General features: G+C 62.3%; 1 pseudogene (running past one end of the window). It reads right to left on the reverse strand.

Annotated features, from left to right (window positions below):
* Positions 1-25,412, reverse strand: a pseudogene (locus tag N018_RS13700) (non-ribosomal peptide synthase/polyketide synthase) (it continues 14,687 nt past the right edge of the window).

Below are 25,412 nucleotides of genomic sequence, written 5' to 3' on the forward strand. Positions count from 1 at the left end.
TTATCGACGGGGTAGCCACCAGTTCGCCAGATGCTGTACATGCTGCGCCTTGAGGATGGTGAAATGGTTACCCGGCCCACGCCAGACGGTGAGATCCGGGGCACACTGGCGCCAGCCGCTGACCATCGCCTGTTGCTCGCGCTGATTGCCCGCCGCATCCAGCACCGGGTCATCAGCCAGCACCAGACGCACCGGTCCGGTGTAGATCTGCGAGGGTTCATAACGGGTGCGCAACGCCGTACCGAAGGCTCGTGCAGGCCCGCGCATCGCGTCCGGCGACGAACGCTGCGGCAGCATCCCTGCCCTCACCATTCCAGCATGCAACAAGCGCATCTGGCCGATATCGTCCTGGGCCCGGAAGGCCGTACGGTCGATGCCAAGCGGCTTGCCCGCAGCCAGCTCCATGGTTTCGATCAAACGCTCCAGTACGCCTATCGCGGTGTAAGGTTTGCCCACTACGCCGTTGCCGCCCGGCGACTCACTGTCGATCAGTGTCAGCGAAGACACTTCCCTGCCGCGTGCCGTCAGGCGAGTGGCCATTTCAAACGCCACCCAGCCGCCGAACGAATGACCGAGCAGATGCACCGGCCCTTCCGGCTGAGTACTGTCGAGTGCTTGCAAATAAGCCTCGGCGGCGGTTTCCACCAGGCTGTAAGGCACCGTGCGGCCATCCAGCCCGCGTGGTTGCAGCCCGTGGATCGGCCAGTGCGGGCCCAAGGCATCGGCCAGGCTGATGAAACCGGTCACACTGTCCCCTGCCCCCGGTACACAGAAAATTGGCGCGTGATCGCGACGTCCGCCCTGAATCGTCAGCAATGGCCGGTGGATGCTGTCGGCCCCCCGTGGACGATCGGGCAGATCAGCCAACGCCTGGCTAATCGCCTGCCCCAGGCCCTCGATATGCGGCGACTTCATCATGCTCAAGTGATCGCCCGCCACCTTGATACTGCGCAACTGACTGACTGGCAGGACGCTATCCCAGCCCAGGTAACCGCTGTGTCGTTGTGAGTTGGGTTGCCACTCGATGGCAGTGAACAGGTGCAGCGGCACGCTGTTGGGGTAAATCGTGTAGTTGGCCTGCGCATGACCGTGGGCAACCTCCCGATCGAGGTACTGGCAAAGACCCTCGTTCGTGTAGATGTCCAGCTCAGGCGGCAGCGCACCCTGCTCACGGCAGTACTGCAGGAGCCCGAGGAAATCCAGGGCCTCCCGGTTTTCACGCACTCGTTCCAGGGCCTCCAGGGCCTGCGTGCATTCGCCTCGGGCTCTCCAGAACTGCTCGCAGTGTTCCAGCAGATGCTGACGGTGTGCGGTCTGCAGGTCCCAGCGATCGCGACCCTGGTCCACCAGGCGCGGCATGTAGGTGTCGATTAGGCCGATAAACTCCACCTCCTCGTCCATGCCCTCCAGCTGGATGGCGATTTCGTAAGCCAGAAGCCCACCGAACGACCAGCCTGCCAGACGATAAGGCCCGTGCGGTTGAACACTGCGCATCGCCCCCAACAAGCGTGTTGCCATGCATTCCATGGTCCACAACTGTTCCTGACCGAGGGGGACGCCGCTCAACCCGTAGACCGGAATATCGCTGTCGATGTGTACCGCCAGCGCCGGGAAATGCGCGTCCTGGCCGGTGAACTCGTGGACCAGGAACAATGGTTGCTGGCTACCGCTGGTGCGCACCGGCACCAGCTGCTCATGAAGCTGCGGCGGTGCAACCTCTTTGCTGCGGTTGCCCAGCAGACTTGCCAGGGCCGCGACGCTGGCGTGCTGGAAAACGTCGGCCAGGGATACCGACAAGCCACTCTGTACCAGTTGGTTGACCAGTCGAACCGCCATCAGCGAGTGACCGCCGAGACTGAAGAAGCTGTCATGACGTCCCACTTGCTGCACCTCGAGTACCTCCGCCCAGGCTTTCGCCAGACTAATCTCCAACTCCCCTGCCGGGGCTTCAAACGCACCGCTTGCGAACTGATCCGCTGTCGGTGCTGGCAGTGCCTGCACATCCACCTTGCCATTGAGCGTCAGCGGCAAGTCTTGCAGGCAGATGAACACGCTTGGCACCATGTATTCCGGCAAGCCGGCGCTCAGTTGTGCACGCAGGGCTTCCGCCTCGGGTGCCTCAACGTCCGCATGCACGGTGTAGTAAGCCACCAGACGCGTGTCGCCCGGGCTGTCTTCGCGCGCAACCACCACCGAGTTGCGCACGCCATCGCACGCATGCAGGCTGCTTTCGACTTCCCCAGGTTCGACGCGGAAGCCGCGGATCTTCACCTGGCCATCGTTACGCGCAAGGTATTCCAGATTGCCGTCCGGCAACCAGCGCGCCAGGTCGCCGGTGCGATAGAGCCGCGCATCCGTCTGCTGACTGAACGGGTCGTCGCTGAAGCGTTCGGCGGTCAGTTCAGGACGGTTCAGGTAACCCAGCGCGACCCCGACACCGCCGATGTAGATCTCGCCGACGCAGCCCATCGGCACCGGCTCGCCGCACGCGTCGAGCAGATAGATGCGCACGTTGGCGTTGGGTTTGCCGATTGGCAGGCTCAGGGTGCCCGGCTGCACGTCGAACACTTCGTAACGAGTAGCGCACGTCGTGCCCTCGGTCGGGCCGTAGCCGTTGAACAGGCGCACTTGAGAGGAATGCTCACGTACCCGGCGGAACGACGCCGGATCCGCCCGTTCGCCACCGCACTCCAGCATGCGCAAGCCTGCCAGAGCCTCGGGAATCAAACCGGCATACAGGTTGAACAAGGCGGTCGAACTGAACATTACCGTCACTTCGTGGCGTTTGAGCAAGGCGGCAAAGGCTGCTGGATCGAGCAATACAGAGGGCTCGACAATGATCGACTGGCCGCCATTGAGCAACGCTCCCCAGATTTCCGGGCTGCTGGCGTCGAACGCCGGGTTGGAGGAAAACGCCACGCGGTCATCGGCACGGAAGTCGTAGTTGTCCCGCACCAGCCGCACGATGCCGTTGTGGGTCACGATCACGCCCTTGGGCATGCCGGTGGAGCCGGAGGTGTAGATGATGCACGCCGGGGTCTCGCCTGCGATTTCATCTGCAAGCGCGACTGGCCCCTGGTTAACCGCTGACAGCTCCAGGGTGTCGAGATTGAGTCTCGACGTGATCTCGGGTGCCGTCAGCTCGCTGCGGCTCAGCAACATGATTGCTTCGCTGTCCTCGAGCATGAAGCGCACACGCTCTTCGGGAGCCAGCCGATCCAGCGCCAGATAAGCCGCGCCGCACTTGAGGGTCGCCAGCATACTGGTCAGCAGCTCCACCGAACGATCCAGCAGGATTGCCACTCGGGTTCCTGCTTTCACGCCGTGTTGGCGCAGATGCTGAGCCAGGGCGTTGGCGCGGCTGTCGAGTTCGGCGTAGGTCAGTGTCTGTTCACCCTGACGGGCCGCAAGCGCCTGAGGTCGGGACGCTGCCTGCGCCTCGAAAAGGCGGTGCATCAACTGACCCTGAGGGTAAGCACGGTCGGTTGCATTAAGACCGGTCAACAGATGCTGACGCTCGACTGCATCCACCAGTGGCACGTGTTCCAGAATGCGATGCTCATTGGCGACCATGGCTTCCAGCAAGCGCTGGAAATAGCCCAGGTAACGGACCATGGTGCTTTCGTCGAACAGCGCCGTGGCGTATTCCAGCGTGCCGACCAATTGATCGCCGACCTCGGTCATGTCCAGCACCAGATCGAACTTGGCCGTGTGGTCATTTACCGCCACGCCTTGCAGGTTCATGTTGCCCAGCGACAGGTCGGACGTTTCGTTGTTCTGCCAGGACAACATGGCCTGGAAAATCGGGCTGTGAGACAGGCTGCGTTGCGGGCGAACCACCTCGACCACCTGTTCGAACGGCTCACCAGCAACACATGATCGTCCTCGGCCATGCGCACCAGGCGTCCCCGTACCAGCGGACCGTTGCGCAGATCGAAGCCCTCGTTGGCCTCTTCAGCGGTGATGGCGAGCAGTTGCTCTTCCGCATCCGCCTGATCGGTCAGCACCTGCAGTTGCAGGCTGAAACCGATATCGGCCGGGGCGATGTGCTGTACCGGATCCTGATCCTGCTCTTGCACAAAGGTCGTCCGCAGCACTTCGTGGCGGGCGACGATACGGTCCAGCGCCTTCTCCAGCGCAGGATTGTCCAGAGTGCCACGTATACGCAGGCCGGCCGGGATATGGTAAGCCGCGCTGCCGCCTTCAAGCTGTGCGAGGAACCACAGACGCTGCTGGGAAAACGACAACGGCAAGGTCTGGTCGCGAGGCACCGGTACGATTGGTGGCTGAACGCTGCCTTTGGCTTCGGCGAGTATCCGTGCCATGGCGGCGAGTTCAGGCTGGGCGAAGATATCCGCCAGGCCCAGCTCGACACCCAAGTGCTGGCGTACCTGGGAAATCAGGCGCATCGCCAGCAGCGAGTGCCCGCCCAGTTCGAAGAACTGGTCATGACGGCCCACCTGTTCCAGATCAAGCAGGTTTTGCCAGATATGCGCCAGCGCCACCTCGGTATCACCTTGCGGTTCCGCATGTTCGCGGCTGGCAAATGCCTCGGCTTGCGGAGCCGGCAAGGCGTTGCGGTCAAGCTTGCGGTTCGGCGTCAACGGCAAGGCGTCGAGGATCACGAACGCGCTCGGCAGCATGTATTCAGCCAGTTGCGGCGCCAGTTCGGTACGCAGGCTGGCGGCCGTCAGGTGCATATCAGGCTGCGCGACTACGTAGCCCACCAGACGTTTATCGCCAGGATTATCTTCCCGAGCGATAACCACGGCTTCCTTGACGCCGGCGCAATTACCGAGGCGTGCTTCGATTTCGCCGAGTTCGATACGGAACCCGCGCACCTTGACCTGGAAGTCATTACGGCCTAGGTACTCGATCCGGCCGTCGGCCATGTAGCGCGCCAGGTCACCGGTTTTGTACATCCTGGCCTCAGCGCTGTTGCTGAACGGATCCGCGAGGAAGCGTTCGGCGTTGACCTCTTCAAGGTTCAGGTAACCGCGTGCCACGCCGTCGCCACCGATGAAGATCTCACCGGCCACGCCGTATGGCACTGGCTGCTGATGGGCGTCGAGCAGGTAGATGCGGGTATTGGCCATCGGCTTGCCGATGGTCGCGTTGCCGCTGCCTTCGCTGCCGGTCACGGCGTCATGACTGACGTAGGCGGCGGTGCAGGAAACCGTGGCCTCGGTCGGGCCGTACGTGTTGATCAGACGGGTATGCGCCGGGCGCACCTCGTCCCAGAGTTTGAGTTTCTGCGCGGACAGTGCGTCACCCGTGACATTGATCAGACGCACTTGTTGCAGGCGCTGAGCCGCGACCTGCGGTTGCTTGTGCCATTCGGCTACCAGCGTGTGCCAGTGCGCAGCGGTCAAGTGCAGTACGGTCGGTTGAATGCCGTGAGTTTGAGTCCCTTCACTGCCGAAGATCTCGCGACTTGGCGCCAGCGTGGCGCCAGCCAGCAGCGCCGGGAAGATTTCCTCCACCGAGAGGTCGAAGTTCAAGGTGTTCTGTTGCAACACGGTGTCGCTCTGGGACAGGGCAAACAGACGTGCCGCATCGACGCTGTAGTTGACCAGACCGCGATGCTCGATCATTACCCCCTTCGGATTGCCAGTCGAGCCCGAGGTGTAGATCACATACGCCAGGTTGCGCACGCCGAGGGCCTCCACCACTGGGTTGTCGTCTCGTTCGGTAAAGGTGGTGCGCTGATCGTTGTCGAGCAACACCACCGGCAAAGCAAGGGTCGGCAAGCGTTTCTGCAGATCACGCTGGGTCAGCAATGCGGTTGGCTGGCTGTCGTTGATCATGTAGGCCAGGCGCTCGGCCGGATACGCCGGATCTAGCGGTACATAAGCCGCCCCTGCCTTGAGCACACCGAGCAGACCGATCATCATTTCCACGCCGCGCTCGACGCAGATCGCCACCCGATAGTCCGGGCCGATGCCCAGGCCGATCAGGTGATGGGCCAGACGGTTGGCCTGACGGTTCAATTCGGCATAGCTCAAGCGCTGCGCCTCGTATAACAAGGCGATGGCGTTGGGCTGTGCCTGGACCTTTGCTTCGAACAGCTGATGAATCGTGCAGTCCTGCGGGTAAGGCACATCGGTAGCGTTAAGCTCGACCAGCAGATGCTGGCGCTCCACCGCATCAAGCAACGGCACCTGCTCCAGCAACTGGCGGTCGTCGGCGACCATCGCTTCCAGCAAACGCTGGAAGTAGCCCAGGTAGCGCTGCATGGTGCTCTCGTCGAACAGTGCCGTGGCGTACTCCAGCGTGCCGATCAATTGGTCGCCAACCTCGGTCATGTCCAGCGTCAGGTCGAACTTGGCCGTATGGCCTGCTACAGCGACGCCTTGCAGGGTCATGTCGCCAAGCGCCAGGTCGGACGCTTCGTTGTTCTGCCACGACAACATGGCCTGGAAGATCGGGCTGTGGGACAGGCTGCGTTGTGGGCGAACCACCTCGACCACCTGTTCGAACGGCAGGTCCTGATTCGCCTGGGCGGCCAGGGTCTGCTGTTTGACCTGCTGCAACAGACTTTGGACGCTCGGTGTCCCTGAGAGGTCGACGCGCACGGCCAGGGTGTTGACGAAGAACCCGATCAGGTCCTCCACCTCGGCGCGCATGCGGTTGGCCACCGGCGTACCGATGACCACGTCGTCCTGACCAGCCAAACGTCCCAGCAGCGCAGCCCATGCGGCCATGACCGTCATGAACAGGCTGCTGCCATGCCGCTGGCTCAGCGCCTTGAGGCCACGGGTCAGGTCGGCGTCGAGCACCAGCCCGAGCAACTGACCACTGTAGTCCTGCTGCGCCGGCCGTGGCCGGTCGCTCGGCAAGGTCAGCAAGGACGGCGCACCGGCCAGAGTCTGCTGCCAGTACTGACGCTGTTGCTGCAGCACATCGCCGCTCAGCCAGTTGCGCTGCCACAGCGCGTAATCGGCGTATTGCACTGGCAACGCGGGCAACGGATCTTCGGCGCCCTCGCTGAACGCTGCATAGAGCAGGCCCAGTTCACGGGTCAACACGCCAGCGGACCAGCCGTCAGAGACGATGTGGTGCATCGTCACCAGCAACACATGGTCGTCATCGGCCAGGCATACCAGGCGTCCGCGCACCAGCGGGCCATTGAGCAAATCAAAGCCCTCTTCGGCCTCTTCTGCGGCGATGGCGAGCAATTGTTGTTCCGCATCGGCCTGCCCGGTCAGCACCTGAAGTTGCAGGCTGAAACCGATATCGGCCGGGGCGATACGCTGCAGCGGATCCTGGTCCTGCTCTTGTACAAAAGTCGTACGCAACGCCTCGTGGCGCGCAACGATACGGTCCAGCGCTCGTTTCAGTGCGTCCTGATCTAGGCTGCCGCGCAGACGCAGACCGGCTGGAATGTGATAAGCCTCACTGCCGCCGTCCAACTGTGCGAGGAACCACAGGCGTTGTTGGGCAAACGACAGCGGCAAAGCCTGATCGCGAGACACCGGCACGATGGGCTGTTGGCGGCTGCCGGCAGCGTGCGCCACTACCTGAGCCAGCGCCGCCAGTTCAGGCTGGGCGAAGATGTCCGCCAGGCTCAGCTCGACGCCCATGCGCTGACGCACTTGGGAAATCAGACGCATCGCCAGCAGCGAGTGCCCGCCCAGCTCGAAGAAGTGGTCATGACGGCCTACTGCTTCCAGGTTGAGCAGGTTCTGCCAGATCTGCGCCAGGGCTTTTTCGCTGGTGCCTTGTGGGGCGACATGTTGACGACTGGCAAAAGCATCGTCCGCCGGGGCCGGCAAGGCCTTGCGATCGAGTTTGCGGTTCGGCGTCAGCGGCAAGGCGTCGAGGATCACGAACGCGCTTGGCAGCATGTACTCGGCCAGTTGCGGCGCCAGTTCGGCGCGCAGTCTGGCGACATCCAGACTCGCTTGTGGCTGGGCGATCACGTAGGCCACGAGCCGTTTTTCACCAGGATTGTCCTCCCGGGCGATCACCACTGCTTCCTTGACCCCTTTGCAACTGCCGAGACGGGCTTCGATTTCGCCCAGTTCGATGCGGAAACCGCGCACCTTGACCTGGAAGTCGTTACGCCCCAGGTACTCGATACGGCCGTCGGCCATGTAGCGTGCCAAATCGCCGGTTTTGTACATCCTGGCGTCAACGCTGTTGCTGAACGGATCCGCGAGGAAGCGTTCGGCGTTGACCTCTTCAAGGTTCAGGTAACCGCGTGCCACGCCGGCCCCACCGATGAATATCTCACCGGCCACGCCGTAGGGCACTGGCTGCTGGTGAGCATCGAGTAGGTAGATGCGCGTGTTGGCCATCGGTTTGCCGATGGTCGCGTTGCCGCTGCCTTCGCTGCCGGTCACAGCATCGTGACTGACGTAAGCCGCAGTGCAGGAAACGGTGGCCTCGGTCGGACCGTAAGTATTGATCAGGCGGGTATGCGCCGGGCGCACCTCATCCCAGAGCTTGAGTTTCTGCGCTGACACTGCGTCACCGGTGACGTTGATCAGGCGCACCTCGGCCAGGCGTTGTTCAGCGGCCTGGGGCTGGTTGTGCCATTCGGCCACCAGCGTGTGCCAGTGCGCGGCAGTCAAGTGCAGGACGGTCGGGTAAATACCGTGATTTTCAGTGCCCTCACTGCCGAAGATTTCGCGGCTCGGCGCCAGGGTGGCACCGGCCAGCAGTGCCGGGAAGATCTCCTCCACCGACAGGTCGAAGTTAAGGGTGTTCTGTTGCAGCACGGTGTCGCTCTGGGACAGGCCAAACAGGCGTGCAGCATCGACGCTGTAGTTGACCAGGCCACGGTGTTCGATCATCACCCCCTTGGGGTTGCCAGTGGAACCCGAGGTGTAGATCACATAGGCCAGGTTGCGCACGCCGAGAGTCGCTACGACGGGGTTGTCATCACACTCGCTGAAGCCTTGGCAATGATCGTCGTCGAGCAATACCAGCGGCATGGACAGTGCGGGCAAGCGCTCCTGCAAGCCGCGCTGGGTGAGCAACGCCGCTGGCTTACTGTCGCTGATCATGTACGCCAGGCGCTCGGCGGGGTACGCCGGGTCCAGCGGCACGTAGGCGGCACCGGCTTTCAGCACACCGAGCAGGCCGACTATCATTTTCACCCCGCGTTCGACGCAGATCGCCACCCGATCATCCGGTCCGATGCCCAGGCCGATCAGGTGATGAGCCAGACGGTTGGCCTGGCGGTTCAGTTCGGCATAGCTCAAGCGCTGCGCCTGGAAGGCCACGGCGATGGCATCGGGCTGTGCCTGGACCTGTTCTTCGAACAGCTGATGAATCGTGCAGTCTTGCGGGTAAGGCACGTCGGTAGCGTTAAGCTCGACCAGCAGATGCTTGCGTTCCGCCGCATCGAGCAGTGGCACATGCTCCAGTACCTGGCGGTCATCGGCGACCATGGCATGCAGCAAACGCTGCAGGTAGCCCAGATAACGCGCGACGGTGCTTTCATCGAACAATGCGGTGGCGTATTCCAGCGAACCGAACAGTTGCCCCTGCGCTTCGCCGATGTCCAGCGACAGATCAAACTTGGCCAGCGTATGGCCCGCACTCAGGCTTTCCAGTTGCAGATCGCCGAGGGCCAAATCCCCACCGCCCATGTCCTGCCAGCTCAGCATGGCCTGGAACACCGGGCTGTGCGACAGGCTGCGCACCGGCTTGATCACTTCCACCACTTGTTCGAACGGCAGGTCCTGATGGTCCTGCGCGCCTAAGGTGTTGGTCTTGACCCGCGCCAGCAGCGTCTCTACCGTCGGCTTGTCACTGAGGTCGACGCGGATCGCCAGCGTGTTGACGAACAGGCCCACCAGGCCCTCGGTCTCACTGCGTGTGCGGTTGGCCACTGGCGTGCCGATGACCACATCGTCCTGACCGGACAGACGTCCCAACAGCGCAGCCCAGGCGGCCATTACAGTCATGAACAGGGTGCTGCCGTGACGCTGGCTCAAGGCTTTGAGGCCGCGCGTCAGGTCCTGATCGAAAACGATGGGTAGCATCGCACCGGCATAGTCCTGCTGCGCCGGACGTACCCGGTCGGTGGGCAACATCAGCAGCGCCGGAGCGTCTGCCAGGGTTTGCCGCCAGTACTCGCTTTGTTGCTGCAACAGATCGCCGCTCAACCAGCGACGCTGCCACACCGCGTAGTCCAGGTAGTGCAGCGTCAGAGGCGTCAGCGGGTCGTCCTGGCCCTGACTGAATGCCGCATAGAGCGCGGCCAGTTCACGGGTCAGCACGCCAATCGACCAGCCATCGGACACGATGTGGTGCATGGTCAGCAACAGGACGTGATGGTCCTCGGCCATACGAATCAGACGGCCACGAATCAACGGGCCCTGTTCCAGATTGAAGGCTTGCAGCGACTCTTCGCTGGCGAGTGCCTGAAGCTTCTCTTTGGCATCCACCAGCCCTTGCAGATCATGCAATTGCAGGTTGAAGCCGGCATCCGCCGGGCTGATCCGTTGCAATGGCTGTTCGTCATTGCCCTGAATGAAGGTGGTGCGCAAGCCCTCATGGCGCGCCACGATGCGCTCCAGCGCTCGTTGCATGGCCGCGCGATCCAGCTCGCCACGCAGGCTCAGGCCGACAGGCATGTGGTAGGCCGCGCTGGCGCCTTCCATCTGTGCGAGGAACCACAGACGTTGCTGGCCGAACGACAATGGCCAGACCTGGTCGCGTGCCACTGGCACGATATCCGGCAGGATGCTGCGCCCGGCCTGGGCGATGGCCAGTGCCAGGGCGCTCAGTTCGGGGTGGGCAAACAGCGCCGCGAGGCTCAGTTCGACACCCAGTTGCTGGCGAATCTGCGAAATCAAACGCATGGCCAGCAATGAATGGCCGCCCAGCTCGAAGAACTGGTCGTGCCTTCCAACCTGCGTGACGCCCAGCAAGTCTTGCCAGATCTCGGCGATCAGTATTTCCCTCTCGCCTTGCGGGGCTTCATAGCCACGGCTGATCAATGCGCCCTCGCCCGGCGCAGGTAACGCCTTGCGGTCGAGTTTGCCGTTGGGCGTGAGAGGCAATGCGTCGAGACGCACGTAAGCCACCGGGACCATGTAGGCCGGCAACTGCCCCATTAGCCAGCCGCGCAAGCTGTCGATGACCGGCTCCGTTTGCGCGGACTGAACGGTGTAATAGGCCACCAGGCGTGTGTCGCCCGGCACATCCTCGCGAGCTGTCACTACGGCTTCGTGGACGGCCGGGTGTTTGGCCAGACACGCGTCGATCTCGCCCAGCTCGATACGGAAACCACGAATCTTCACCTGATCGTCGTTACGGCCCAGGTATTCGATATTGCCGTCTGGCAAGTAGCGCCCCAGGTCACCAGTGCGGTACATGCGTGCTGCTGGGTTTTGGCTGAACGGGTCGTTGAGGAAGCGTTCGGCAGTGAGGTCGTCACGGTTCAGATAACCCCGCGCCACACCGGCACCGCCGATGTAGATTTCACCGACAACCCCCATCGGCACAGGCTGTTGCTGTGGGTCCAGCAGATAAAACTGCGTGTTGCCGACCGGTTTGCCGATGTGTGCAGCGAAACCGTCTTCGCGGTCCATCGCCACCCAGCTTGAATAGGTGGTGGTTTCAGACGGGCCATAGAGGTTGCACAGGCGCTGCACGCCAGTCTTCTCGAACAGCGATTCCACCAGGCTGCGCTTGAGCGCTTCACCGGCCACGTTCACGGTGTGGACCGATGCCGGCAGACCGTTAACGTCCAGCAGTGCTTTCAGCGCCGACGGTACGGTATTGATCAGGCCGATATCGTGCTCGCCGTGCTGCAGTTGCAGAACATCTTTCACCACATTGATGCTGCCGCCCGACGTGAGCGGCGCGAAGCACTCGTAGACCGCAAGGTCGAAGTTCAGCGAAGTGGAGAACAGCGTTTTTTCCAGTGCAGAACCGTCGAAAGCGGTGTGCGCCCAGGTCAGGAAGTTCACGGTGTTGCGGTGTTCGATCATCACGCCTTTCGGCAGACCGGTCGAACCCGAGGTGTAGATCAGGTACGCCAGATGCGCCGAAGTCAGCCCCTGCACCTGCGGATTCTGGACGGATTCGTCCTGCCAATCGCTCAGATCAAGATTGATGACAGGTACCGAAACGTCGGCCAGCAAGTCCTGAGTGGCGGTTTGAGCCAGTACTGCAGCAGGCGCGCTGTCCTGCAACATGTAAGCGATGCGTTCTGCCGGATACGCCGGATCCAGCGGCACATAACCGCCACCCGCCTTGAGAATCGCCAGCAGGCCGACGACCATCTCGGCACCGCGCTCAACGCAGATTCCGACGCGGGAATCCGGTTGAACGCCCTGTTTAAGCAGCGCATGCGCCAAGCGGTTGGCCTGCTCGTTAAGCTCGCCATACGTCAGACGCGCCTCGCCATGCACCACGGCTAAAGCACCCGGTGTGCGCTCGACCTGGGCTTCGAACATCCCGTTGATGGTCTGCTGCTGCGAGTAATCCAGCGCGGTAGCGTTCAGGCCATGCACCAGGTGCTCACGCTCCGCCGCTGACAGAACCGACAAGCCTGCCAGCGGCACTTCGCCGGACTGCTCCAGTGCGCTGACCAAATTCTCCAGAGTGGTCTGCACATACGCGCAGACGCGCTGCGCGTCGATGCTGGCACTGGCTTGAATCGTTAAGCTGAAGCCCGTTCCCTCATCGTTTACTGAAAGGGTCAGCGGATAATTGGTGCGCTCTTCGCCGCGCAGGCTTTCGATGCCTTGCCAGGCGTCCAGTGTCTGCTGGCTGGCCTCACCGGCGAGATGCCGGTAGTTGAGCAAGGCGCTGAACAGCGGTGTCGAAGCGGACACGCCACTGCAACGTTGTGCCAGTACCAGCGAGGCGTGCTCATGGGCCAGCAGCCCGCTGAGCCTGGCGTGGGTAGCCTTCAGACCGCTGTGCACGCCCTGCTCGCCCAGCGTGACACGCAACGGCAAGGTGTTGATGAACATCCCCAGCGCCCGGTCAGACCCGGCACCACCCTGCAGGCGGCCGAGCAATACCGTGCCGAACACCACATCCTCTTTGCCTGACAAAGCGCCCAGAACACGCGCCCATGCCAGGTGATACAGACTGGCGGAGCTGACCCCGAACTGACGGGCCTGCAAGCGCACGCGGCGGCTCAGGTCCATGTCGACCCGCTGGTGTGCTTCCTCGATACCGCGACCATCGCCCTGCACGTCCAGCAGGCCGAACGGCAGCGTCGGCTCATCGATGTCACCGAGCATGTCGCGGAAAAACGCTTCGTGCTCCTCGCGGCTCACGCCGAGCATGGCTTGCGCCACGTAATTGCGGTAAGGCACGGACGGTGGTAGAGAGGCTTGCTGCCCGAGCATGTACGACTCGATTTCGCTGGTGATAATGCGCAGCGACGTGGCGTCGTCCACCAGGTGATGGAACAACAGCATGCCCAGCCAGCGGTCGTTCTCCGCGTCATGTGCATAACCGATGCGCAACATCGGCGCCTGACGAATGTCCAGGCGCGTGTGACGAGGGTCCAGGCGCTTGAGCAGTTGTTCGGCGATGTCGCCATCGGCCGGGTTCAGTACCAACTCATCCATACCCAGCGGCGCTTCACGCCAGATCACCTGCACCGCTGCATCGAGACGCTCCCACAGCACGGCGGTGCGCAGGATATCGTGCCGGGCGATCACGCCTTGCAGCGCCTGGCCAAAACTGTGCAGGCGCTCGAGGCTGTCAAAGGCAAACAGTGCGTATTGCAGATACGGGTCACCCTCGGTCGCCGCAAGGTGGTGATACAAAATCCCTTCCTGCAGCGGCGCCAGGGCGTAGATATCCTGCACGTTGGCCAGACCGCCGGGCACACTTGCCACCACGCGGTCGATATCATCCTGGCTCAGCGCTGCCAGAGGCAGCATGTCCGGAGTGATGCGCTCGCAGCCGGCATGAATAAGATTGGCGGGTACTTCTACTGCACCCTCGCCGCCCACCGCTGCCGCCAGGGCGGACAGGGTCGGCTGACTGAACAGCACGCGCACATCGGCAACCAGATCGATCTGGCGCATGCGCTCGATCAGTTTCACGGCCAGCAGCGAGTGACCGCCCAGTTCGAAGAAGTTGTCATTGCGACCGACCTGCTCCAGTTGCAGCAGGTCTTGCCAGATCCGCGCAATGGCCATCTCGGTGTCGTTTTCAGGTGCTGCGTAGCCACGACTGGCCAGCGCCGAGCGATCGGGCATCGGCAAAGCCTTGCGGTCGAGCTTGCCGTTGGCCGTCAGTGGCAACTCATCGAGTTGCACATAGGCTGCGGGCACCATGTGCTCAGGCAATGCACCCTGCAGATGCTCGCGCAGGCTTTCGATGTCCAGCAGGCTTTCCGGCTGCTGCGCCGTGACATAAGCCACCAGACGCTTGTCCCCGGGCACATCCTCACGACACAACACAACGGCATCGCGGACGTCAGGATATTCAGCCAGACGCGCTTCGATCTCGCCCAGTTCGATACGGAAACCACGAATCTTCACCTGCTCATCGTTGCGCCCCAGGTATTCAAGGCTGCCGTCGGCCAGCCAGCGTCCCAGGTCGCCGGTGCGGTACATCCGCTCATCCGCTGCGTGGCTGAACGGGTTATCGAGGAAACGTTCGGCGGTCAGTGCTTCACGGTTCAGGTAGCCCCGAGCCACACCGGCGCCGCCAACATACAGCTCGCCGACCACTCCCACCGGCACAGGCTCGCCGCGGGCATCAAGGATATACAGCTGCAAGTCGGGAATGCGCCTGCCGATCGGGCTGGCGCCGAGACGCTGGGCGTCTTCAGGCTGCAAGGGGTAATAGGTCACATGCACCGTGGTTTCGGTGATGCCGTACATGTTCACCAGTTGTGTGCCGGCGTTCGCTTGCCGGGCGTACCACGGCTTGAGCATCGCCGTTTCCAGCGCTTCACCACCGAAAATCACCTGACGCAGCGAATGTGCCTGAGTGTTTTCAGCTTGGGCAGCAATCAGTTGACGGAACGCACTTGGCGTCTGGTTGAGCACCGTCACCCCGGTACTGCACAGCAGGTTATAGAAGTCTTCGGGCGAGCGGCTGACCAGTTGCGGGACGATCAACAGACGGCCACCGTGCAGCAATGCGCCCCAGATTTCCCAGACCGAGAAGTCGAAGGCGAACGAATGGAACAGCGCCCACACGTCCTGTTCATTGAAGCTGAACCATTCTTCTGTGGCCGAGAACAGCCGCGCAACGTTGCGATGCTCGACCATCACACCTTTGGGCAGACCGGTGGAGCCGGAGGTGTAGATCACATAAGCAAGGTTAGTGGGCTTTACCGGCACCTGCGGATTGCAGACGGATTCGTCCTGCAAGTCGGCATCGTCGAGATTGATGACGGGGACTTCCGTCACCGGCAGGGCTTGCTGCACCGACTGCTGGCTCAACAACGCCACCGGTGCGCTGTCGCCGAGGGTGTAGGCCAGGCGTTCAAGCGGGTAAGCCGGGTCCATTGGCACATAACCGGCCCCGGACTTGAGAACCCCCAGCAAGCCGATAATCATCTCCGGACCACGTTCGACACAGATCGCCACGCGATCATCCGGGCGCACACCCAGGGCCAGCAAACGATGTGCGACCTGGTTGGCACGTGCGTTGAGTTCGCCGTAGCTCAGGGTCTGCTCTTCGAACACCAGCGCCACGGCGTCTGGCTGTTGTGCGGCGCGGGCTTCGAATTGCAGGTGAATCGGTGTCTCGCTCGTATAGGCAGTGCCGGGCTGCTTGCACTGTTCAAGCAGCTGCTCGCGCTCGCTGTCCGGCAGTATGGAAATAGCGTGCAACGGGGTCTGCGGCGCCTGCTCCAGCGCGTTGACCAGATTGCTCAAGGTTTGCTGCATGTAGGCGCAGATACGTGCGCCGTCGATCAGCGGTACAGTCTGTACGGTCAACAGGAAGTCTTCGCCCCGGTCATCGACGTTTAGGGTCAATGGATAGTTGGTGCGTTCTTCATCGCCCAGCGCCAGCGCGTGCATGCCATTCCAGGCCGTCAGCGTCTCATCGGTCACGGCAACGCTGGTGTGGCGATAGTTGAGCAAAGCGCTGAACAGCGGTGTCGGTGCGATCACGCCACTGCAGCGCTGGGCCAGTGCCAGCGAGGCATGCTCATGCCCGAGTAACCCGGTCAAGCGCCGGTGCGTGGCCTTGACCCCGTCACGCACGCCTTGGTCGCCCAGGCTCACACGCAGCGGCAAGGTGTTGATAAACACGCCCAGAGCTCGGTCCGAGCCTTCGCCACCTTGCATCCGGCCCAGCAGCACGGTGCCGAACACTACGTCGTCACGCCCCGAGGCCTTGCTCAGCAGTTGCGCCCAGGCCAGGTGAACCAGGCTCGCGGCACTCACTCCCAGTTGACGGGCCTGGGCTCGCAAACGACGGCTGAGCTCCAAATCCACCGCCAGCCAGCTTTCTTCGATGTCATGACCTTCACCCTGCACATCCTGCAAACCAAACGGCAGCGTCGCCTCGTCAACGTCACTCAACATGTCGCGGAAGAACGCCTCATGTTCCTCCTGACTCATGCCCAGGCGGACCTGAGCGATATAATTGCGATATGGAACCGTCATGCCCAGTTCGGCACCCTGCCCCAGCAGGCAGGCCTGCATCTCGTAGCGCACTACTTCCAGCGTGGTATGGTCCATGACCAGATGATGGAACTGCAGCCAGCCCAGCCAGCGCTGGTTCGGCTCATCCCAGGCATTTACAAGACGCATCATCGGCGCCCGACGAATGTCCAGACGGTAGTGGCGGGCGTCGAAACGCTGGTGCAACTGTGTCGCGACGTCACCGCCTTGCGGGTCCGGGTCAAAGCTTTCACGCCTCAGCAACGCCTGACGCCAGACCACTTGCATCGGTTCGTCCAGTCCCTCCCAGACCAGTGCAGTGCGCAGAATGTCATGGCGCTGGATCACGAACTGCAAGGCGCGGACAAAGTCGTCGACATGCTCCTGGCTGTCGAAGGCGAACAGCGATTGCAGCAAATACGGATCTCCGCGCTCAGCGCTGAGGTGGTGATAGAGGATGCCTTCCTGCAACGGCGACAGCGGGTAGATATCCTGCACATTGGCCACGCCGCCCGGCACGCTGGCGACCACCTTATCGATCTGTTCCTGAGTCAGGTCAGCCAGTGGCAGCAGGTCCGGGGTGATGTGTTCGCAGTGCTCGGAAATCAGATTGGCTGGCACCACGATTTCCGTGCCGCCGCCAACCGCCGCTGCCAGTGCCGCCAGCGTCGGCTGGCCGAACAGCACGCGCACATCCGAGCTCAAGCCCGACTGACGCATACGCCCGATCAGACTGACTGCGAGCAGCGAATGACCGCCCAGTTCGAAGAAGTTGTCGTGACGCCCGACCTGCTCGACGCCCAGCAGGTCTTGCCAGATAACCGCTATCTGCTCTTCGGTTTCGCCTTGCGGTGCTTCGTAGCCACGGCTGATCAGCGCGTCACTGTCCGGTGCTGGCAGTGCCTTGCGGTCCAGCTTGCCGTTCGACGTCAGTGGCATGGCCTCGATCAGCACATAAATGGCCGGAACCATGTACTCCGGCAACTGTTGTTGCAGATGACCGCGCAGGGTTTCGATATCGACAGCACTGTGGTCGGCAGACTGCGTGTAATAAGCCACCAGGCGTTTGTCGCCAGGTATGTCTTCGCGAGCGGTGACCACTGCTTCGTGGACTGCCGGGTGTTTGGCCAACGCGGCCTCGACTTCACCGATTTCGATACGCAAGCCGCGAATCTTCACCTGAAAGTCATTACGGCCCAGGTATTCCAGCGCGCCATTGGCCAACCAGCGACCCATGTCACCGGTTTTGTACAGACGTGTCTGCGGGTCGTCGGAAAACGGGTCGGCAATGAAGCGTTCGGCACTCAGTTCCGGCTGGTTCAGGTAACCCCGAGCTACGCCGATGCCGCCAATGTGCAGCTCACCGGCAACGCCCATGGGTTGCAGCTGGCCTTGGGCATCCAGTACGTGCATCTGAATATTGGCAATCGGACGGCCAATAGGCACGCTGTCGCCAGGATCTGTCGGACGGCATTCCCAGGCGGTAACGTCGATGGCCGCTTCGGTCGGGCCATAAAGGTTGTGCAGTTCAACGCCCTTCAGCTGTTGCTCGAAGCGGCGCTGCAACGCACGCGGCAAGGCCTCGCCGCTGCACAGCACGCGGCGCAGTTGCGGGAAGTCGCGGGTCGAGCGGTGCTCCAGAAACACATCGAGCATCGAGGGCACAAAGTGCAGCAGGGTAATGCCCGCGTCACTCATCACTTGATCCAGGTAGTCCGGCTCCTGATGGCCACCGGGACGTGCCATGACCAGTTCGGCACCGGCGAGCAGCGGCAGGAAAAACTCCCAGACCGAGACGTCGAAACCGAAGGGAGTCTTCTGCAGCACGCGATCCTGACTGTTCACTTCATAGGCGTCGCGCGCCCAGAGCAGGCGGTTGACCACGCCCAGGTGTTCGTTCATCACGCCTTTGGGCGTGCCGGTGGAACCCGAGGTGTAGAGCACGTAGGCCAGGTGATTAGGCTGTAGGCCCAGCGCCTTGGCATCTGGGTTAACGGTCGGCTGCCTAGCCAGTTGCGCGCGGTCAGCATGGCCATCGAGCACCAGCATCGGAACGTTAAGGGCTGGCAGATCTGCAAGCAGATCGTGGCCGGTGAGCAACGCACGGGGTGCGCTGTCGCTGAGCATGTACGCTTGGCGAGCGCCAGGCAGGTCGGGGTCGATCGGCACGTAGGCTCCGCCGGCCTTGAGAATACCCAGCAGCGCCACGACCATTTCCGGGCCGCGACGCAGGCTGACCGCAACCCGCGTATCAGGCTCAACGCCAGTTCGATCAGGTGATGGGCGAGCTGGTTGGCCTGTTGATTGAGCTCGGCGTAAGTGAGCAATGGACCGCTGTCACCGCGTACGGCGCAGGCATCCGGACGCTGGGCGGCCTGTTGTTCGATCAATTGGTGAATCAGGACATCGCGCGGATAAGGGTGGGCAGTGTCATTGAAGCCCGCCAGCAACAGCTCGCGCTCGTCATTAGGCAGTATCGACAGGCTGTTCAGCGCCGCTTGCGGCGTTTGCTCCAGGGCTTGCACCAGGTTGCGCAGTGCAACCTGCATGTACTCGCCGACGCGTGTGGCACTGATTTGCCTGACGGCCTGAATAGTGAGCGTGAAGTCATCACCCAGGTCATCGACGTTCAGGCACAACGGGTAATTGGTGCGTTCTTCGCCGCTGAGTACCGCAATGCCCTGCCAGGCCTGCATGGCCTGGTCGGACACACTGCCGACCCCGCTATGGCGATAGTTGAGCAGTGCGCTGAACAAGGGCGCCGGCGCGGCAACCCCGCTGCAACGCTGGGCCAACGCCAGTGAGGCATGCTCATGACCCAGCAAGGCCGTCAGGCGCTTATGCGTGGACTTGACCCCGTCACGTACGCCCTGCTCACCCACCGCAACCCGCAGCGGTAAGGTGTTGATGAACATCCCCAAGGCCCGCTCGGTACCTTCGCCACCTTGCATACGGCCCATCAGCACGGTGCCGAACACCACATCCTGCTTGTTTGAAACCTTGCCCAACACTTGAGCCCAGGCCAGATGCACCAGGCTCGCGGCACTCACCCCTTGTTGGCGGGCCTGAGCACGCAGGCGCAGGCTCATTTGAGGGTCCAGCGCCAGGCTGGCTTCCTCGATGTCACGACCGTCACCCTGCACATCCTGCAAACCGAACGGCAGCGTCGGCTCGTCGATGTCGCCGAGCATGTCGCGGAAGAACGCTTCGTGATCGGCCTGGCTGACACCCAGGCGTGCCTGGGCCACATAGTTGCGATAAGGCACAGGTACCGACGCTGTAAGGCTGTCTGCCTCGCCAGCCAGCCAGGCCTGCATTTCATGCTTCACCACTTCCAGCGCCACGTGGTCCAGCGCCATGTGGTGGAACAACAGCAACGCGCAGATGCGCTGGTTGAGCGGATCTTCGGCATAGGCCACACGCATCAGCGGTGCCTGGCCGACGTCCAGCCGGAAATGACGCGGATCAAAGCGGCTGTGCAGTTGCACATTGATATCGCCGTCTGCCGGATCAAGTTCAAGCGCGTCAAGGTGCAAGCGGGCCTGACGCCAGACCACTTGCACCGGTGAGTCCAGACCGTCCCATACCACGCTGGTGCGCAGAATGTCGTGGCGATCAATGACCGCCTGCAAGGCCTGGACGAAGGCCTTCAGACGCTCGCCGTCAGCAAAGGCGAACTGCGTCTGCAACACATAGGGATCGCCTATTTCGGCGGCCAGATGGTGATAAAGAATGCCTGTCTGCAACGGCGCCAGTGCGTAGATGTCCTGCACATTGGCTATGCCGCCCGGCACGGTTGTTACGACTTGATCAATCTGCGCCTGAGTCAAGTCGGCCAGTGGCAGCAGTTCAGGCGTAATGCGTTGGCAATCCTCGGTGATCAGGTTGGCAGGCACCACAAGCTCGGTGCCACCGCCCACGGCGGCGGCCAGTGCCGCCAGGGTGGGCTGGCTGAACAGCACGCGCACGTCGGCGCTCAGGCCCAACTGACGCATACGCCCGGTCAGGCTGACGGCCAGCAGCGAATGACCGCCCAGTTCGAAGAAGTTGTCGTGACGCCCGACCTGCTCGACGCCCAGCAGGTCTTGCCAGATAACCGCTATCTGCTCTTCGGTTTCGCCTTGCGGTGCTTCGTAGCCACGGCTGATCAGCGCGTCACTGTCCGGTGCTGGCAGTGCCTTGCGGTCCAGCTTGCCGTTCGACGTCAGTGGCATGGCCTCGATCAGCACATAAATGGCCGGAACCATGTACTCCGGCAATTGTTGTTGCAGGTGACCGCGCAGGGTTTCGATATCGACAGCACTGTGGTCGGCAGACTGCGTGTAATAAGCCACCAGGCGTTTGTCGCCAGGTATGTCTTCGCGAGCGGTGACCACTGCTTCGTGGACTGCCGGGTGTTTGGCCAACGCGGCCTCGATTTCACCGATTTCGATGCGCAAACCGCGAATCTTCACCTGAAAGTCATTACGGCCCAAGTATTCCAGCGCGCCATTGGCCAGCCAGCGACCCATGTCACCGGTTTTGTACAGGCGTGCCTGCGGGTCGTCGGAAAACGGGTCGGCGATGAAGCGTTCAGCACTCAGTTCCGGCTGGTTCAGGTAACCCCGCGCCACGCCGATACCGCCGATGTGCAATTCACCGGCCACGCCTATGGGTTGCAGCTGGCCTTGGGCATCCAGTACGTGCATCTGAATATTGGCAATCGGACGGCCAATAGGCACGCTGTCGCCAGGATCTGTCGGACGGCATTCCCAGGCGGTAACGTCGATGGCCGCTTCGGTCGGGCCATAAAGGTTGTGCAGTTCAACGCCCTTCAGCTGTTGCTCGAAGCGGCGCTGCAACGCACGCGGCAAGGCCTCGCCGCTGCACAGCACGCGGCGCAGTTGCGGGAAGTCGCGGTTCGAACGGTGCTCCAGAAACACATCGAGCATCGAGGGCACAAAGTGCAGCAGGGTAATGCCCGCGTCACTCATCACCTGATCCAGGTAGTCCGGCTCCTGATGGCCACCGGGACGTGCCATGACCAGCTCAGCCCCGGCCAACAGTGGCAGGAAAAACTCCCAGACCGAGACGTCGAAACCGAAGGGAGTCTTCTGCAGCACGCGATCCTGACTGTTCACTTCATAGGCGTCGCGCGCCCAGAGCAGGCGGTTGACCACGCCCAGGTGTTCGTTCATCACGCCTTTGGGCGTGCCGGTGGAACCCGAGGTGTAGAGCACGTAGGCCAGGTGATTAGGCTGTAGGCCCAGCGCCTTGGCATCTGGGTTAACGGCCGGCTGCCTAGCCAGTTGCGCGCGGTCATCATGGCCATCGAGCACCAGCATCGGAACGTTAAGGGCTGGCAGATCTGCAAGCAGATCGTGGCCGGTGAGCAACGCACGGGGTGCGCTGTCGCTGAGCATGTACGCTTGGCGAGCGCCAGGCAGGTCGGGGTCGATCGGCACGTAGGCTCCGCCGGCCTTGAGAATACCCAGCAGCGCCACGACCATTTCCGGGCCGCGACGCAGGCTGACCGCAACCCGCGTATCAGGCTCAACGCCCAGTTCGATCAGGTGATGGGCGAGCTGGTTGGCCTGTTGATTGAGCTCGGCGTAAGTGAGCAATGGACCGCTGTCACCGCGTACGGCGCAGGCATCCGGACGCTGGGCGGCCTGTTGCTCGATCAGTTGGTGAATCAGGACATCGCGCGGATAAGGGTGGGCAGTGTCATTGAAGCCCGCCAGCAACAGCTCGCGCTCGTCATTCGGCAGTATCGACAGGCTGTTCAGCGCCGCCTGCGGCGTATGTTCCAGCGCTTCCACGAGGCTACGCAGCGCAACTTGCATGTACTCGCCGATGCGCGTGGCACTGATTTGCCTGACGGCCTGAATAGTGAGCGTGAAGTCATCGCCCAGGTCATCGACGTTCAGGCACAGCGGATAGTTGGTCCGTTCCTCCATGCTCAGGGTCTGAATGCCCTGCCAGGCTGACACTGTGTCGGTCGAGGCCGCACTGCCGTTACTGTGGCGGTAGTTGAGCAAGGTGCTGAACAGCGGCAGCGAACTCGGTACGCCGCTGCAGCGCTGGGCCAGCGACAGCGAAGCATGCTCATGCCCCAGCAGGGCCGACAGGCGCTGGTGAGTAAGCTTGACCGCCGCCAGAGCACTCTGGCGGCCGACGCTGATGCGCAGCGGCAAGGTGTTGATGAACATTCCCAGCGCCCGGTCGGAACCGTTGCCGCCCTGCATCCGGCCCATCAGTACAGTACCGAACACCACTTCTTCACGGCCCGAGACCCGGCCTGCCACCTGAGCCCATGCCAGATGCGCCAGGCTGGCAGCACTAACCCCCAACTGCCGCGCAATGCTGCGTATACGGCTGCTCAACTGGCTGTCGAGCACCTGATGTACTTCCTCGATACCACTGCCATCGCCCTGCACGTCTTGTATGCCGTAAGCCAGGGTCGGTTCGTCGATGTCACCGAGCATGTCGCGGAAAAACGCTTCGTGCTCGGCCTGGCTGATACCCAGACGCGCCTGTGCCACATGGTTGCGATAAGGCACGGGGGCCGGTAATTGTTCGATCTGACCCTGCAGGCTGGCCTGCATTTCCTCCACTACCACTTCCAGCGAGGTGTGATCCAGCGCCAGATGGTGGAACAGCAACATGCCGATCAGACGCTGGTTGGGGATGTCCTCGGCATAGGCGATGCGCATCAACGGCGCCTGGCCAATGTCCAGGCGATAGTGACGCGGGTCAAAACGCTCGCGCAGTCGTGTAAGCACGTCACCGTCGAGCGGATCGATGGTCACCTCTTCCAGGCTCAGTTTCGCGTTGCGCCAGACCACCTGTACCGGCTTCTCAAGCCCTTCCCAGACCACGCCGGTGCGCAGGATATCGTGGCGTTCGACCACGTTCTGCAAGGCCGAGGCAAAACCGGCCAGACACTCGCGATCATCGAACGCGAAGAGCATCTGCAAGACATAGGGATCACCTTCATCCGCGGCCAGATGGTGATAGAGAATGCCTTCCTGCAAGGGGGCCAGGGCGTAGATGTCCTGAATATTGGCCAGGCCGCCGGGTACGCTGGCGACGACCCGATCAATCGCTGCCTGGTCCAGTTCGGCCAGCGGCAGCATGTCCGGGGTAATACGCTCGCAGCCCGGCACAATCAGGTTATCCGGCACCTGTACTTCGGTGTACCCGCCCACCGCCGCAGCAAGGGCGGCAAGGGTCGGCTGGCTGAACAGCACCCGCACATCAGCCGACAGGTCGATCTGGCGCATGCGCTCGATCAGTTTGACGGCCAGCAACGAATGCCCGCCCAACTCGAAGAAATGATCGTGGCGGCCAACCTGTGGCACTTGCAGCAGAGACTGCCAGATCTGTGCGATGGCGATCTCGACATCGCCCTCGGGCGGCGTGTATTCACGCATTGCCAGTGCCTGCGCATCCGGTGCGGGCAACGCTTTTTGGTCGAGCTTGCCGTTGGCGGTCAGCGGGAAACTGTCCAGCGCCACAAAAGCACTGGGCACCATGTAGTCGGTCAGGGACAGCAGCAGCCGCGCACGCAAGTCAGCCGCCACGATCTCGTGGCCCGGCGCGGCGATCACATAGGCCACCAGGCGCTTGTCACCTGGTTGATCTTCGCGGACCAGCACCAGCGCTTCGCGGACCGTGTCGCACGCGGCCAGCGCTGCCTGGATTTCTCCCAGTTCGATACGGAAACCACGGATCTTGACCGATTTCTCCCAGTTCGATACGGAAACCACGGATCTTGACCTGATCGTCATTGCGGCCCAGGTAATCGAGACTGCCATCATCCATCCAGCGACCCAGGTCGCCGGTTCGGTACAGGCGCGCCTGAGGATCCTTGCTGAACGGATTCGCCAGGAAACGCTCGGCTGTCAATGCTTCACGGTTCAAGTAGCCCCGCGCGACACCCGCGCCGCCGACAAACAACTCGCCGACAACACCCACCGGCACCGGCTCGCGGCGTGCGTCGAGGACATACAACTGCAAATCGGGAATGCGCACACCGATAGGGCTCACGCCCGCACGCTGCGCATCTGCCGCCACCAGGGGGTGATAGGTCACATGCACCGTGGTTTCGGTGATGCCATACATGTTCACCAGCTGTGTACCAGCGTTGATCACCCTGGCGTACCACGGCTTGAGCATCCCGGTGTCCAGTGCTTCGCCGCCAAAAATCACTTGGCGCAAGGAGTGTCGTTGATCGCTCTCGCCCTGGGCGTTGAGCAACTGGCGGAAGGCGCTCGGGGTCTGGTTGAGCACCGTCACTTCGGCGCTGCACAACAGCGCATAGCAGTCTTGCGGGGAGCGGCTGACCAGCTGCGGCACGATCAGCAAACGCCCGCCGTGCGACAGCGCGCCCCAGATTTCCCAGACTGAGAAGTCGAAGGCGAACGAATGGAACAGCGCCCAGACATCCTGTTCATTGAAACCGAACCAGTCCTGGGTGGCCGAGAACAGCCGCGCAACGTTGCGATGCTCGACCATCACACCTTTGGGCAGACCGGTGGAGCCGGAGGTGTAGATGACATAAGCCAGGTGGTGCGAACCAAGCCCGGTCAATCGTGGGTTGCTACCCGGTTGGGCCTGCAACGCCGGACTGTGCAAATCCACGCGTGGGCCGTCGAACGTGCCCAGCAGCGCCAGCCCCGCAGCATCGGCCAGTACCGCCATCGGGGCGCTGTCCTGCAACTGATAGGCAATACGCTCGGCCGGATAGGCCGGGTCAATCGGCACGTAACCCGCACCGGACTTGAGAACTCCGAGCAGACCGACAATCATTTCCAGGCTGCGCTCGACACAGATTGCTACCCGGTCATCCGGCTGCACGCCCAGGCCCAG

Source organism: Pseudomonas syringae CC1557, assembly GCF_000452705.1.
Lineage (GTDB): Bacteria > Pseudomonadota > Gammaproteobacteria > Pseudomonadales > Pseudomonadaceae > Aquipseudomonas > Aquipseudomonas syringae_F.